Source organism: Sphingobacterium multivorum (assembly GCF_900457465.1).
GTDB lineage: Bacteria > Bacteroidota > Bacteroidia > Sphingobacteriales > Sphingobacteriaceae > Sphingobacterium > Sphingobacterium multivorum.
On record NZ_UAUU01000002.1, the window covers coordinates 366,384 to 380,101 of the forward strand.

General features: G+C 38.5%; 12 protein-coding genes, 1 tRNA gene and 1 pseudogene. 9 read left to right on the forward strand and 5 right to left on the reverse strand.

Features of this window, described 5'->3' with window-relative positions:
• Nucleotides 1-45 precede the first annotated feature (45 nt).
• Nucleotides 46-1,047 carry a tRNA (adenosine(37)-N6)-threonylcarbamoyltransferase complex transferase subunit TsaD gene (gene tsaD / locus DTA23_RS01775; protein WP_046673959.1) on the reverse strand — a complete coding sequence of 334 codons (1,002 nt, stop codon included), beginning with the start codon at nucleotides 1,045-1,047 and terminating at the stop codon, nucleotides 46-48.
• A gap of 131 nt (nucleotides 1,048-1,178) precedes the next feature.
• Here tsaD and DTA23_RS01780 point away from each other — a divergent pair, with 131 nt between their 5' ends.
• From DTA23_RS01780 to DTA23_RS01795, 4 genes are all read left to right on the forward strand, one after another.
• Nucleotides 1,179-3,506 carry a hypothetical protein gene (locus tag DTA23_RS01780; protein ID WP_112373661.1) on the forward strand — a complete coding sequence of 776 codons (2,328 nt, stop codon included), beginning with the start codon at nucleotides 1,179-1,181 and terminating at the stop codon, nucleotides 3,504-3,506.
• Nucleotides 3,481-3,657 (forward strand): hypothetical protein, encoded by a 177-nt coding sequence (locus DTA23_RS27005; protein WP_172462291.1) that lies wholly within the window; start codon nucleotides 3,481-3,483, stop codon nucleotides 3,655-3,657. Before DTA23_RS01780 ends, DTA23_RS27005 begins: the two co-directional genes overlap by 26 nt.
• A 365-nt stretch (nucleotides 3,658-4,022) precedes the next feature.
• Nucleotides 4,023-4,298: a translocation/assembly module TamB domain-containing protein gene (locus DTA23_RS28310; protein WP_112373663.1), complete on the forward strand. Its 276-nt coding sequence runs from the start codon at nucleotides 4,023-4,025 to the stop codon at nucleotides 4,296-4,298.
• Nucleotides 4,261-5,484, forward strand: a complete 1,224-nt coding sequence (locus DTA23_RS01795) for a translocation/assembly module TamB domain-containing protein (RefSeq protein WP_172462292.1) — start codon at nucleotides 4,261-4,263, stop codon at nucleotides 5,482-5,484. Before DTA23_RS28310 ends, DTA23_RS01795 begins: the two co-directional genes overlap by 38 nt.
• Here DTA23_RS01795 and DTA23_RS01800 read toward each other — a convergent pair.
• The 3 genes from DTA23_RS01800 to DTA23_RS01810 form a co-directional block, all read right to left on the reverse strand.
• Complete coding sequence (locus DTA23_RS01800; RefSeq protein ID WP_112373665.1) at nucleotides 5,477-5,674, reverse strand: hypothetical protein; 198 nt, start codon at nucleotides 5,672-5,674, stop codon at nucleotides 5,477-5,479. The genes DTA23_RS01795 and DTA23_RS01800 overlap by 8 nt on opposite strands.
• A 99-nt stretch (nucleotides 5,675-5,773) precedes the next feature.
• On the reverse strand, nucleotides 5,774-7,099 hold the full coding sequence (locus DTA23_RS01805; protein WP_046673958.1) for a trigger factor: 1,326 nt from the start codon (nucleotides 7,097-7,099) through the stop codon (nucleotides 5,774-5,776).
• A gap of 68 nt (nucleotides 7,100-7,167) precedes the next feature.
• Nucleotides 7,168-7,249: transfer RNA gene (locus DTA23_RS01810), tRNA-Leu, on the reverse strand.
• Nucleotides 7,250-7,398: 149 nt separating this feature from the next.
• Here DTA23_RS01810 and DTA23_RS01815 point away from each other — a divergent pair.
• The 5 genes and pseudogenes from DTA23_RS01815 to DTA23_RS01835 all read left to right on the forward strand — a co-directional run bounded on the left by DTA23_RS01815 (nucleotide 7,399) and on the right by DTA23_RS01835 (nucleotide 12,584).
• Entirely contained in the window at nucleotides 7,399-8,010 is a 612-nt protein-coding gene (locus DTA23_RS01815; RefSeq protein ID WP_070564906.1) for a hypothetical protein, read from the forward strand.
• The gene (locus DTA23_RS01820; RefSeq protein WP_046673956.1) at nucleotides 8,007-8,309 is read left to right on the forward strand and encodes a winged helix-turn-helix domain-containing protein; all 303 of its coding nucleotides are present in this window, start codon (nucleotides 8,007-8,009) and stop codon (nucleotides 8,307-8,309) included. Before DTA23_RS01815 ends, DTA23_RS01820 begins: the two co-directional genes overlap by 4 nt.
• A gap of 51 nt (nucleotides 8,310-8,360) precedes the next feature.
• Nucleotides 8,361-8,852, forward strand: coding sequence for a hypothetical protein (locus DTA23_RS01825; RefSeq protein ID WP_070564903.1), 492 nt, complete (start codon nucleotides 8,361-8,363; stop codon nucleotides 8,850-8,852).
• 4 nt (nucleotides 8,853-8,856) lie between these two features.
• Nucleotides 8,857-10,322, forward strand: a pseudogene (gene creD / locus DTA23_RS01830) (cell envelope integrity protein CreD).
• A 180-nt stretch (nucleotides 10,323-10,502) separates the two neighbouring features.
• The gene (locus DTA23_RS01835) at nucleotides 10,503-12,584 is read left to right on the forward strand and encodes a S9 family peptidase (RefSeq protein ID WP_112374040.1); all 2,082 of its coding nucleotides are present in this window, start codon (nucleotides 10,503-10,505) and stop codon (nucleotides 12,582-12,584) included.
• A gap of 169 nt (nucleotides 12,585-12,753) precedes the next feature.
• Here the strand turns inward: DTA23_RS01835 and DTA23_RS01840 are convergent, their stop codons facing one another.
• On the reverse strand, nucleotides 12,754-13,701 hold the full coding sequence (locus DTA23_RS01840) for an MlaD family protein (RefSeq protein ID WP_046673953.1): 948 nt from the start codon (nucleotides 13,699-13,701) through the stop codon (nucleotides 12,754-12,756).
• Nucleotides 13,702-13,718: the final 17 nt, after the last annotated feature.

Sequence of the window (13,718 nt, forward strand, 5' to 3'; positions counted from 1 at the left end):
GGCACCGAAGGACAGTGTCCGGGGAAACTCATATACCCGTATTAACTACAGATGCATCCTAGCCATAGGAGCAACGTCCTGACCAACGAAATCTTTCTTTAAAAACTTGTGATAACCTGCAATAGCAATCATCGCTGCATTATCGGTACAATATTCAAATTTTGGAATAAACACCCTCCAATTGTATTTCTCGCCCATTTCAATTAAGCTTTGCCTCAGGCCAGAGTTCGCCGAAACGCCACCCGCGATGGCAATATCCTTAACACCAGTTTCCTTTGCTGCTTTCTTCAATTTATTCAGTAGGATTGATACAATACGCGATTGTACACTAGCACATAAGTCGGCCATATGGTGTGTCAGAAAATCTGGGTTCTGCTTCAATTGATCTTGAACCAAATACAATATCGCAGTTTTCAATCCTGAAAAACTAAAATTAAGACCTGGAATCTGTGGTTCGGGCAGCTTATAAGCGGCTGAATTACCTTCTCTTGCAAATTTATCGATAAGCGGTCCACCGGGATAAGGTAGATTCAGGATTTTAGCTGTTTTATCAAAAGCCTCCCCTGCCGCGTCATCCAATGTTTCTCCCAAAAGTTCCATTTCAAAATAATCTTTCACCAATACAATTTGCGTATGACCACCAGAAACAGTAAGACATAAAAACGGAAAATTCGGCTTCGGATCCTCAATAAAATGAGCCAGGATATGCGCCTGCATATGATTTATGTCAATTAAAGGGATATTCTGTGCAAGTGCAAATGATTTTGCAAATGATGTTCCAACCAAAAGTGCACCTAATAATCCAGGCCCCCGCGTAAAACTCACTGCATCTATTTGATTTTTGCTTACTTTTGCTTGGCGAATGGCTTCTTCCACTGTTGGAATAATATTTTGTTGATGAGCACGTGAAGCAAGCTCGGGAATCACTCCACCATATTTTGCGTGGATTGCCTGAGTTGCAATAACATTTGAATGAATTTCACCGTTAATACAGATAGAAGCGGAGGTTTCATCACAAGAGGATTCAATCCCTAAAATAATAGCCATAGCTTGAGGTAATAAATTTTAATACAAAAGTATCAAAAAAATAATTAAAATAGTGTCAATAGTCCTTGGTAGTATATTCATTATACTGCTTGCATTGGCGTTATCACTACAGTTGAAACCGGTACAAAATTATGTTGCCCCAAAAAGCTGTCGACTATTTATCCAACGAACTAAACACTAAAATAAGCCTCAAAAGCATCTATTTCAAACCTTTTAAATCTATTGTAGTAGAAGATTTTCAACTCTATAGTCCACAAGGAAAAGAAATATTAAAATCAGGAAGGTTAGAAGCCAACGTCAACCTTTCTCAATTCATTGAATTGAACAAAATTGTGATCAACAAACTAACCATTGAAGATACCGAAGCCACTTTTGAGCAATTTCAGGACAGCTCCAATATCTCATTTTTAATCCGTTACTTTAACCCACCTAAAAAAGAAAAAAAGAAAAGTTCAAAAAAAATCATCTTCGATATAAAGGAACTGATTATTAAGAACAATACATTTAGCTATGTTAACCATAGACGTAAGCATTACAATAAAGTGGTCGATTTTGGAGATTTAGGTATTTCCAAACTTAACGCCCATTTTGATAAGATAAAAATAGATTCCAATCAAATTTCGGCGAACATAAAGACATTCAATCTGCGCGAAAAGAAAGGTCTAGTGATCAAAGGTCTTCTTGGACAAACGACAGTAAGCAAGACAAGCATTGAACTCAGCGAGCTTATGCTAGCCACCAACCGTTCTACATTCAAAAATTACATCAAGCTTAGCTACAACAGCTTTGACGATTTTTCGGACTTCATCAATAAAGTTCATGTAAAACTTCGTGCTCGGGACTCCCGTATTCACTCCGAGGATATTGCTTTCTTTTCCTCTCCTATGCACCAAGTCAAATTTGACGTGAATATCAAGCGCGCAAATTTAGAAGGAACGGTATCTTCCATCAACGCATCACAGGTCGATTTAACAATTGGAAAAAAAACCAGTTTGGCAGGTAAGCTTCAGATTATCGGTCTACCTGATATTGACAAAACTAAATTTATTGTTCCCAGTGTAGTAATTTCATCTGAGCACAAAGACTTAAATGACGTTATTAGCGATCTCGGAAATCTAAAAAATTTTAAACTCCCTGAAATTGTCCAGATATTCGACAAATTTTCATTCAAAGGTAGCCTAAATGGCCTATACAATAAATTTAAGACCAAGGGAGTATTCACGACTGCAATCGGTAATGTTGAGGCGGACGCCTTATTGGATATCCAGAAGGAAATAAAATATGCGGGAAATTTTCAATCTAAAAAGTTCGATGTAGGTAGGATAACAAAACTAAAAGATCTGGGAACTACAGGCTTCAACCTACAGGTTGACGGAACAGGTATCGACCCCAAGAAACTGAGCTTAAAGATAAAAGGAGATCTCAGCAATTTCAATTTCAAGAATTACAGCTATCAATATATACAAATTGAAGGAAATACAGCTAAACAGTTAGTTCTTGCTTCAGGGCAAATATATGATCCAAATTTAAAACTACAGTTTACCACAGATATCGATTGGTCTTTCAAACCCAACTATCACTTGGATGCTGATATCCAACAAGCTAATCTAAAAAAACTCAACTTCTTTCAGGGGGATTCCATCAATATTATTAACACGAAATTCCACACCAGTTTAATTGGGGACAACATCAATAATATTACCGGTGAATTTAAATCAGACAGTGTCAATTTCACTTCCTCTAAGGGTCAATTCGTCATCCGCGATATCAATTTCCTTGCCGAAGGAGATGAAAATGCACGCTCCCTTACCTTGCAGTCGGCTATCGGACACATTGATCTCAAAGGAAGAATAGACCTCAATACAATCGTTCCTTATTTTAAAGCTTTAGCCATGCGATACGCTCCGGCAATCGGGTTTGAAAACAACATTTTTAATCGCCAGGACTTTGACCTGAATATTAATATAACTTCTTTTAAACCAATCGCAACATTCTTCCGAAAGGACATTGCTTTAGACAGCGGCGCTACACTCAATGCAAAATTTGAAAGTGAAAAACAAACGGCCAGTTTTAATTTTTACGCACCCGAATTCAAATACAATGGTATTCGACTAACTCACCTGATTGTGGATCAAAATGCCAATTTGAAAAATATGGAATTGCAGACCTCCATCGATCGCATCAATTTCACCGACAGTACCTATATTAAAAACGTCAATATTTCAAATACCTTGGCAAACGACAGTTTACAATTTAACATCAAAATGTCGGAACTTGAAGCAAGCAATAGTCTGGATCTTAATGGCGTCATACGCTTTGCCCATGCCAAACCTGCTTATATCAATTTCTATCCATCGAATATCTTAATCAATAGAGAGCGGTGGCTTGTCAATAATGATGCGCAATTGAAAATATCGAAAGGAAAATGGTACTTTGAAAAAACTGACGCTGAGTCATGACGAACAAAATGTTCATATCGATGGCATCCTGTCAAACGAAGTCAGTGATCAGATCAATCTCAAATTTCAGGACTTTAATCTTACATCCTTAAACGGTATTACCAAGCCCCATGGTATCAATCTCTCCGGCAACTTAAACGGAAATATTTGAAGTTAATTCTGTATTCAAAGCTCCATTTGTTGTAGCCAATATAAAAACTTCACCTATCCTCTATAACAATATTCCCATCGGCTCACTAGCCCTGAGTGCCAACTACGACCCCGAGAATCAACTGGTAAAACTAGACAGCAAGATAGAGGAAGGAAATAAATTAATTCAGTTACAAGGTTCCTATAACCATTTAAGTGAAAACAATAAGCTTAATCTCAAAGCTAAACTCGTAAACACAGATGTGTTTGTTTTCCAGCCCTTTTTACGAAGCCTGGTATCCAATATTCAGGGCAAGGTCAATGCAGACCTCGATATCGAAGGCGATATCCTGAACCCCAAAATTACGGGTTCCGGAAAATTGGATAATGCTTCGATGGTTATCAATTACCTCAAAACACCCTACCGACTTTCTGACGAAATTGCGGTTACCAATAACCGAATTTTTTCTCACAGGGCTAAAAGTATACGATCCCAAAAACAATATAGCAACCATTGATGGCGTTGTAGATCTCAACAAACTGAGTGATCCCGATATCGATGTAACTGCAGAGACGAAGAATTTCCTGGTATTAAATACCACAATAAAGGACAATAATGTATATTATGGCACTGCTTACGCTTCGGGCACTTTTTCAGTTTAAAGGACTAACGTCTGCCATGAATATCAATATACGGGCTAAATCCGAAGAAAACACCGTTATTAACATTCCCTTTAATAGTGCCAGTACAATATCAGATACGGAGTTTATCTACTTTATTGAGAAAGACTCGACCAAACGAAGAAAAAACGTTAAGAAACGAGATTTCAACGGTCTGACGATGAATATGGACCTCTTTATCAACCCGAATGCAGAAATAAATCTATTCTCCAGTATGGGCGAGTTATCAGGAAGGGGAAATAGCAATCTCAACATGCGGATATCTTCATTGGGAGATTTTGAAATGTTTGGGGATTTTATTATAAACAGCGGAAAATTCAATTTCACCGCTCAAGATTATATCAACAAGATTTTTGATCTCAAAGAAGGCGGAACAGTACGATGGGCGGGAAACCCAACTGAAGCGAACATTAATATCAATGCCATCTACCAACAAAGAACAAGCTTAGCACCGTTGTATAATGCTGCAGGCCGGGAAGAAAACCCTGAACGTGTATTGGCACAGGCCGATATGATCCTAAAAGGGCAGTTAAGTCAGCCGGAAATCACGTTTGACATCAACTTTCCGCAAAACCCCGGAGTTAAGGATGAACTGCAGGGATACTTTTCAGATGCCAACAATGTCAATCAACAGGCGCTTAGTCTAATCGTGAGACGAAGTTTTACACCTGGCACACAGACAGACTTTGGTAAAGAAGTCAATAACACTTTGCTATCTGCAGGAACTGAAATAGCATTCAACCAAATCAACAACATCATAGCCCAATCGCTAAACATCAATTTCTTTGATATTAATATCAAATCTTTAAATGACGCATCTGCCTCACTACGTTTATTCAACGACAGACTTGTTTTGACAGGCGGTATCTCCGACCGTAGAAGTCAGGCGCTAACAGATTTGAATGTGTTTTCGGATCGGGTCTCAACCGATGCCGAGGCTATGTTTTATTTAAGAAAGGATGGACGCTTGGTCCTACGTGCTTCCAATCGCCTAAATACACGCAACTTTCTTCTTAGCCCCAATGACGGCGAATATATTAGTGCTTTCGGACTACTCTATCGGCAAGAATTCAACACCTTCTCGGAGTTCTTGAAAAGGCTATTCCCTTTTGGTAAGAAGACGATTACAACAGCTCCTGTTGAAACAAAGAAAAGCAAGGTCAATTAAGCTTGCTGAATAATCCCTTTGCTATTTCAATAGGTCTCTTGCCATTCCAGTAGGCTTCTTTCAATTCTGGCAGTCCACCTTTAATCCCAACCGCATTGCCCCTATTCTGAGCTCTGCCTCGATTCCACCAGTCGACCTTTCCAGCTCCATATAACTGCCGACACTGGCGGTCGGTGGATAATCTGAACAACTATAAACGAATTGTGCATAAGCCGCTACCAGGCTGCACCGCAATAAAAAAAGTCCCTCCAAATAAATGGAAGGACTTTTTTTTATTTAAAAAATTCGCTTATGCTAATTTCTCGAATTCTTTGTATTCAATGTCCGTAGCGTTCAATTTCACTAAACCTTTCAAGTGATCAAATACTTTTAAAGCTTTAGCTTCTTCGAACAAACGATTACCTTGCTCTCTATCTTGCAACAATTGAATTGCAAATTGGTTCAACTGCTCATCAGAAGGTTCTTCGTTGATGTTATACATCTTGATTTGCGCGTAGATACGTTCTTTTGCTAAATTGATAACTTCATCATATTTAACTTCAAGACCATTTTCAGTAACAACGCGGTTTTCGATGATTGTCCATTTCAAGTTGTTCAAGAAGTCAGCAAAACCTTCGTTCAATTCTTCTTCAGAAATGCTTGGGTTAGTTGCTTTCAACCATCTTTTCAAGAATTCTTCAGGGAAAGATACATCAACTTTCTCCATACCAAAAGTATACATATCATTACGTAATCTTTGATCTGAATTTTGTTTGAATAAGTTCTCAACTTCTTCTTTCACTTTTTCTGTGAATTGAGCTTCTTCTGTTACTTCACCTTCTGCGAATAATTTATCGAAAAATTCTTGGTTAAGATCAGCTTCCTCTAAACGGTTGATATTCTTAACAGTCAATTCAAATTTAGTGACGTCTAAAGCAGTTGCTTCCTCTTCAGTGATACCTAAGATACGTGCTAAATCTTCAGTTTTGAATGCTTTTTTAACATCAATCTTAACAACATCGTCCTTTTTAAGACCAACTAATGATTTTTTGATCTTAGCATCTTCTACGATATCTGTGCGGATAGAAGTTGTTTTTTCTAGACCTTCCTCTTTATCTTGTTTCAATGTTGCATATAATACATCACCTTCTTCAGATACTTCTGGATTAGTCATTTTTCCATAGCTACGACGCAAGTTCTTGATACGATCTGCCAATGTCTCTTCATCAGCTTTGATTTCGTACGAAGTAAATTCAGTCTCAGCAGTAAAAGGCAATTCAAAAGCAGGAGCAAGACCAATTTCATATTTGAAGTTGAAATTGTCTTTATAATCCCAGCTGTATTGTGCATCATCTTCCAAAGGAAGTGGTTGACCTAAAACTTCTAATTTATTTTCAGCAATATAATTGGTGATTTTCTCATTCACTAATTTATTGATCTCATCAAATAAAATAGATTTACCATAAGTACGTCTGATATGTCCCACAGGAACTTGACCTGGACGGAAACCTGGTAATTTTGCTTTTTTAGCTTGCGCTTTAATCTCTTTGTCGACTTGAGGATTATAATCTTCAGGTGCTAATGCGACGTTGACTACCGCATTGATTGCATCTACATTCTCGTGTGAAATATTCATACTCTTTTTAGCTATATCGCATTCATAAAAAAATCCTCCCGAGGTTTTAAGTTCGGGAGGACATCAAGTGCGGAAGAAGGGACTCGAACCCCCACGCCTTGCGGCGCCAGATCCTAAGTCTGGTGCGGCTACCAATTACGCCACTTCCGCATTAGGATTTCTTTTGATGCCACAAAGATAGAAACCAAACCTATATCCTGCAAGTATTTTCTACTCTTTTTTTTATTTTTTTTCAATATTCTCCCAACCCCTTGCATAATTCATTATTATTCATTTACTTTGAATATCAAAGTACTTTTATGGAGCAGAAAGATTTATTTAGAGAACTTGGACAGATCAGATCATTAATGGAAAAATCGTCCAAATTTGTTTCAATAAGCGGATTATCAGGTGTACTCATGGGCTGTTATGCTTTGCTGGGAACACTATTGGGATACTATATTCTACAGCAACCCGAAAGTACCGCGCTACTCTTGGGCGAAAATCTGAATAAGCCCCTACTGTTTTTAATGATTGCGCTCATCGTCCTCTTATCATCCCTGGTAACCGGCTGGCTAATGGCACGTAAAAAAGCGAGAAAAAATAAGCAGTCGATTTGGAACATTACAAGCAAATCTCTTTTATTTGCAGTTTCAATCCCCTTACTAACGGGTGGCATGATTTCCTTGTTGTTTTTTGTCCAAGGCTACTACCAGCTGATTGCTGCTATGCTCCTGATCTTTTATGGACTGGCACTGACTGCGGGTAGCATATATACCTTTGCCGAAGCAAAAGGCCTGGGTATACTGGAAATCTGCCTGGGTTTGATTGGTATATGCTTCCCGGACAACGGCTTATTATTGTGGGGATTAGGATTTGGTGTGCTACACATCATCTATGGTTTTATCGTTTACAAAAAGTACGAATCGTGAAATTAGATCTTTCCTTATATGACAAAATATTTGAAAACAGGGTTCGCCTCCAAATTATGAGTGTTCTCGCTGCCAATGAAGAATATGATTTTAATTCATTGAAAGAATTGTTGGATGTAACCGACGGTAACCTTGCTTCCAACCTAAAAACATTGGAAAAAGAGGAATACATTAGTGTCGAAAAAAGCTTTGTAGACCGGAAGCCGAACACCCGATACAAAAGAACGACAAAAGGACTTAAAGCCTTTGAAAATCACCTTATTGCACTTGAAAATTTAATAAAGCAACAATACAAATAATTTTTTTATTCATTTACTTTGAAAATCAAAGTACTTTTAAAACATGATTAAATGAAAGGAATTCGATTAAAACTGATGCTGCACCTCTATAATTGGTCTTCCAAAGTATATGCAGACATCTTTAAATGGAACAAAAAAGCTTGGGGAATATCTAAGGCAAATTTTATGACCTACCCCGTTGGAAGCATTGGCCATAATCTGGGGCTCTTTTATGAAAGTAAAGGTTTCGATGTCATGCCCAAACTGGAAAATCACGATGTATTTCATATCCTGACTGAAACCGGAACAGAGATACAAGATGAAATTGCCATGCAATTCCTCTTACTTGGTAATGGAAAGATCAGCCTCTATCTTATGGCAATGATTTTTATTGGCGGAATCTTATTTCCCGAGCATTTCGGTTATTACAAAAGACATTTTCAGAAAGGTCGATCGCTCCAAAACTTCCATCATTTAGAATTTAAAGAAATCCTTCATTGGCAATTAACGGAGCTTCAAATTGCCTTATACAGTAAAAATATTCAAATAGATTTAAACAACTAAAATCATGGACTACAACAATTCATCACCGATAGAGCAATCGTCATTTTTTGAGAAAATCAGTAATTCCACTGTCCTAAAGTTATTTGTCATTTTCTTTCTTTCCCTGATATTGCTCATTCCACTTTCGTTAATAAGCGATTTAACAGAAGAACGGAAAAATAGGGAACAGGAAGTTTCTGGCGGTATTGCATTAAACTGGGGAAAGGAGCAGGTTATTTCCAGTCCTGTGTTGGCTATCCCCTATCGCGAGACTATACCACTTTCTGCCGAAAAAGCCGAAAAATCGAACCTTAGAGAGGAGCTGAAATGGATATTTGTCTCACCCAAAACATCCAATATCACAACCGATATAACGCCACAGCATCTCTCTCGAGGTATTTATAATGCCGTAGTTTACAACAGCAACATCACATTAGACGGTTCTTTTGACAAAATATCCCTAGAAAAACTCGAGATCCCAAATGAGCAAATTGACTGGAAAGGCAGTAAGCTTATTTTCGGCATCCAGGATTTTAAAGGCTTAGGCAAGCGCCCATCCTTGAATTGGGATGGCAATGAATTGACTTTCGACCCAGACTTTAATAATCTCAAATTATTTACGCAAAATTTAGTCTGTCCTGTACCTTTGGATCCGCAGAAAACAGACAATCGTTTTAAGATAAAACTAAATCTAAAAGGATCCAAATCATTGAATTTTCTTCCGCTGGGTGATCAGACAAACATCCAGGCTAAGGGTAACTGGGCTAATCCAAGTTTCACAGGTGCATTCTTACCGGGCAAACGTAATACCGAAACCTCCAATTTTCGGCTTCCTGGGAAATCCCTTCTTTCAGTCGGAAGCTGCCGCAACAATGGACAGGCGATGCCCGTTCGATCTTTCAGTTCGATAACAACCTCGAAAATGGAAATGAGGGCAATGAGCAAAAGCCAGCACAAGCCGTCAGCACTACAATTGCCTCTGCAAATAACCTATTGGATAACGCAGACATGATTACAATTAACTTCCTACCAGATATCAATAACTATCAAAAAACAACACGGGTCGCCAAATATGGTATTTTAGTTATCATCCTGACCTTTACTTCGCTCCTATTCACCGAGGTGATCAAGAAAAAACGGATCCATATCATCCAATATATTCTGATTGGAGCAGCGATGGTTCTTTTCTATACATTGCTGCTCGCGCTATCCGAGCATATTGGATTTAATCTAGCTTACTTAACGGCTTCAGTCGCTACAGTTATGTTGATTGGCAGTTTCATTAAATCAATTACCAAAGACCAGAAATCGGCGCTATTGCTGAGTTCTATTCTGGCTTTATTTTATCTTTTTATCTATATCCTCATGCAACTTCGGGATTATTCCCTTATCACTGGAACAATTGGCATCTTTATCATTTTGGCGATTTTGATGCGCGTTTCAACAAAAATAAACTGGTATCAATTTGATAATAGCCATGTGGATCAATAAACAACGTCTTCGACTTTATTGGGTATTAATTCAGATACTATTAAAAAAATAAGAATTTACAATTCTAATAGGCCATTTCTAAATGAAAGAGATGGCTATTTTTTTACTCGACTTAGCATTTATGACCAAATTCTGTAACTTGCGAAGAAATTTTTCAGCGGCATAGATATGTTTAAACAGATGAAAAAACTTACAATACTTACATTAGCGATTATGGCGTGTAACCTAAGCAATGCGCAAGAAAGCAAAGACGGAAAAAATAACTCCAAATTAGTGTCGGAATCGCCACAACCGATCAACCCAACTACACTTTGGGACCTTGGTCGTGTTTCGGCCGAAGGACTTTCTGCAGACGGCAAAACATTGGTATACGGTGTTTCCAATTATAATCTGGAGAGCAATTCAAGTGAAAAAAATCTCTATACAGTTTCACTCACAAACGGGACTGGCAGTCAGTTCACCGACCAAAAAGGTGGTGAAACAGTCGTTCAGATCGAACCAAATGGCGACGTCATTTATTTGTTAAAGGGGCAGTTATGGAAGAAGAACCTATCTAAGGGTGAAGCAGTTCAATTGACGAATGGCGATATTGCTTTAGAAAATGTAAAGTTTTCTCCTGATGGAAAACAAATACTCTTCAGCCAGTCCGTGCTCGTAAAAAAATACCACAGCACAGATAAATATCCCGAACTACCAAAGTCGGACGCTTATATCTATGACAACTTAGACTACAGACATTGGGATACCTTCAATGATGGCAAATTCAGTCATCCTTTTGTGGCGAGTTATATTGATGGTAAAGTTGGCGAGCCGGTAGACCTATTAAAGGATCAAGCTTTCTACAGCCCTCAGGCACCATTTGGTGGCGCAGAAGATTTTGCCTGGTCTCCCGATAGCAAGGCAGTGCTCTATGTCTGTAAAAAGAAATTCGGAACAGATTATGCTGTCAGTACCAATACCGATATTTATCGCTATGATCTCGCTAGCGGAACGACGTCTAACCTGACAGAAGGAATGAATGGGTATGATACAGCCCCAACCTATTCTCCCGATGGGAAAAGCCTAACGTGGCTCAGCATGAAGACCGATGGTTATGAATCGGACAAAAATGACATCATGCTATTTGATAAGAATAGCTCGATTCGACTTAACCTAACAGCACATTGGGATGGTACCGTCAATAGTTTTATCTGGAGCAATGACAACCGGAAAATCTATTTTACAGCTGCAACGAAAGGCACAGTTCAATTATTTGAACTTGAAGTACCGACCAATATCAAAGCTAAAAGTTTACCAAAAATACATCAAATTTCAGAAGGTGACTTTGACATCACCGGTATTGTAGGCCAAGTAGCTGACAAATTAATCGTTAGCTCGACAAAGTTTACCCGTGCAACAGAAATCTTCAGCTTTGATCTAAAAACCAAATCTTTAACTCCGGTCACTAAAGTCAACGATGCAAAATATGCAAGCATCAGCGAAAACAAAATTGAAAAACGTATCGCAAAGGCATCCGATGGAGCAGATCTGTTTTCATGGGTAATCTATCCGCCAAACTTTGACCCTGCAAAAAAATATCCAACCATACTTTACTGTGAAGGTGGCCCTCAATCTGCCCTGACGCAATTTTACTCCTTCCGTTGGAATTTACAATTGATCGCATCACAAGGCTATATTGTCATCGCTCCAAACCGCAGGGGTATGCCTGGCTGGGGTGTAAAATGGAATGAAGCCATTTCTCAGGACTGGGGCGGTCAGCCAATCCGAGATTACTTGACAGCGATAGACGATATCTCCAAAGAATCCTATGTAGATACAACTCGTCGTGCGGCGATTGGAGCTAGTTATGGTGGGTACTCGGTTTATCAGCTAGCTGGCGTGCATCAAAACCGTTTCAAAACTTTCATTGCGCACAATGGTTTATTCGACATGAGAAGCTGGTACGGTACCACAGAAGAACTCTTTTTTGCCAACCACGAACTGGGTGGGGCGTACTGGGATAGCAAAAATGAGAAATCCTATACCGCATTCAACCCCATTGAAAAAGCAAATAATTGGCACACGCCAATTTTAATCTTTCAAGGCGGAAAAGATTATCGTGTTCCAATCGGACAAGGGTTAGCGGCATTCCAATTGGCTCAACTCAAAAAAATTAAGAGCCGCCTGGTCTATCTACCTGATGAAAATCACTGGGTACTGTCAGGACAAAACGCACAAGTTTGGCAAAGAGAATTCTTTACCTGGCTTAAGGAAACTTTATAACGAGGTGTGCAAAATCCGCTTGTAAAATCAGGTATTTTCGCAACTGACAAAGTCGGCCTTCACCTGTTTAAATTCCAAAAAGCGTTACTCAGGGAGTGTACATATAAAAACAAAAAGCCTGCAATATGCAGGCTTTTTTATGTATCCTATTTGATCTGATTGCTGAAATCTATTTCTCGCCTTTTTTTCCAAAGATGGAAAGTTTGATATATTTCCCGGGTTTCTCTTTCACATCCTTCATCAAATTATCCATTTCCTTTGAAGCATTATTGAGATTATTATATAACGCTTCGTCATTTAACAATAAACCAATAGATCCTTTACCACTATTGATTTTTCCCGTGATCTCCTGAAAATCATTGACTGCGGCATTTACTTTGTTCATGGTATGTTCAAAATCCAATCGGGCGGCCTTATCGGTAATATTATTCAGATTAGACATGATCGCATTGATTTTCTCGCCATTTTGTGAAAAATTGGATGTAATTGATTCGAGATTGGCCATGATTCGATTGAGTCTCCCCTTTTCATCCCCCACTAGACCTTCGACATCTTTGGTGATGCCTTCTACATTTTTCAAAGAAGTAGAAATACTATGAATACTTCTTTTAAAGTCATCCTGAAACTGTTTGTCTAAGACATTATTGACAACCGATAATGTTGAATCCAGTTTAATGGTAATTGTTTCGATCCGTTTTTGAATGGGTTCAACTTTATCCATAATATTCGGTTGGACACCTGAAGCTAAAAAGTCCCCATCCTTTGCCAATTCCTTACTGTTGCCCATTTCGAAAACAATGGCCTTACTTCCCAACAAATCTGTGCTTGAAATCCGCGCAATTGTATTCTTTGGAACGTCATAATGGGAGTGTATTTTGAACTCTGTCTTTATTTTGCCATCAGGTAGGAGAATCATTTTTGATACACGACCGATTTGATAACCATTTACTAAAACAGGTTTTGATGGAGTTAGGCCATCGACAGCTTCATAAGTTGTGTAATATGTGTTGTCGCTGCTAAAAACATCATTTCCTTTTAGAAAGCTATAGCCAATAAATAATAAAACTATCGCAACTGTTGCTAATATGCCGACTTTTGTCTCGTTTGAAATTTTCACAAATAATCTATTTAGTA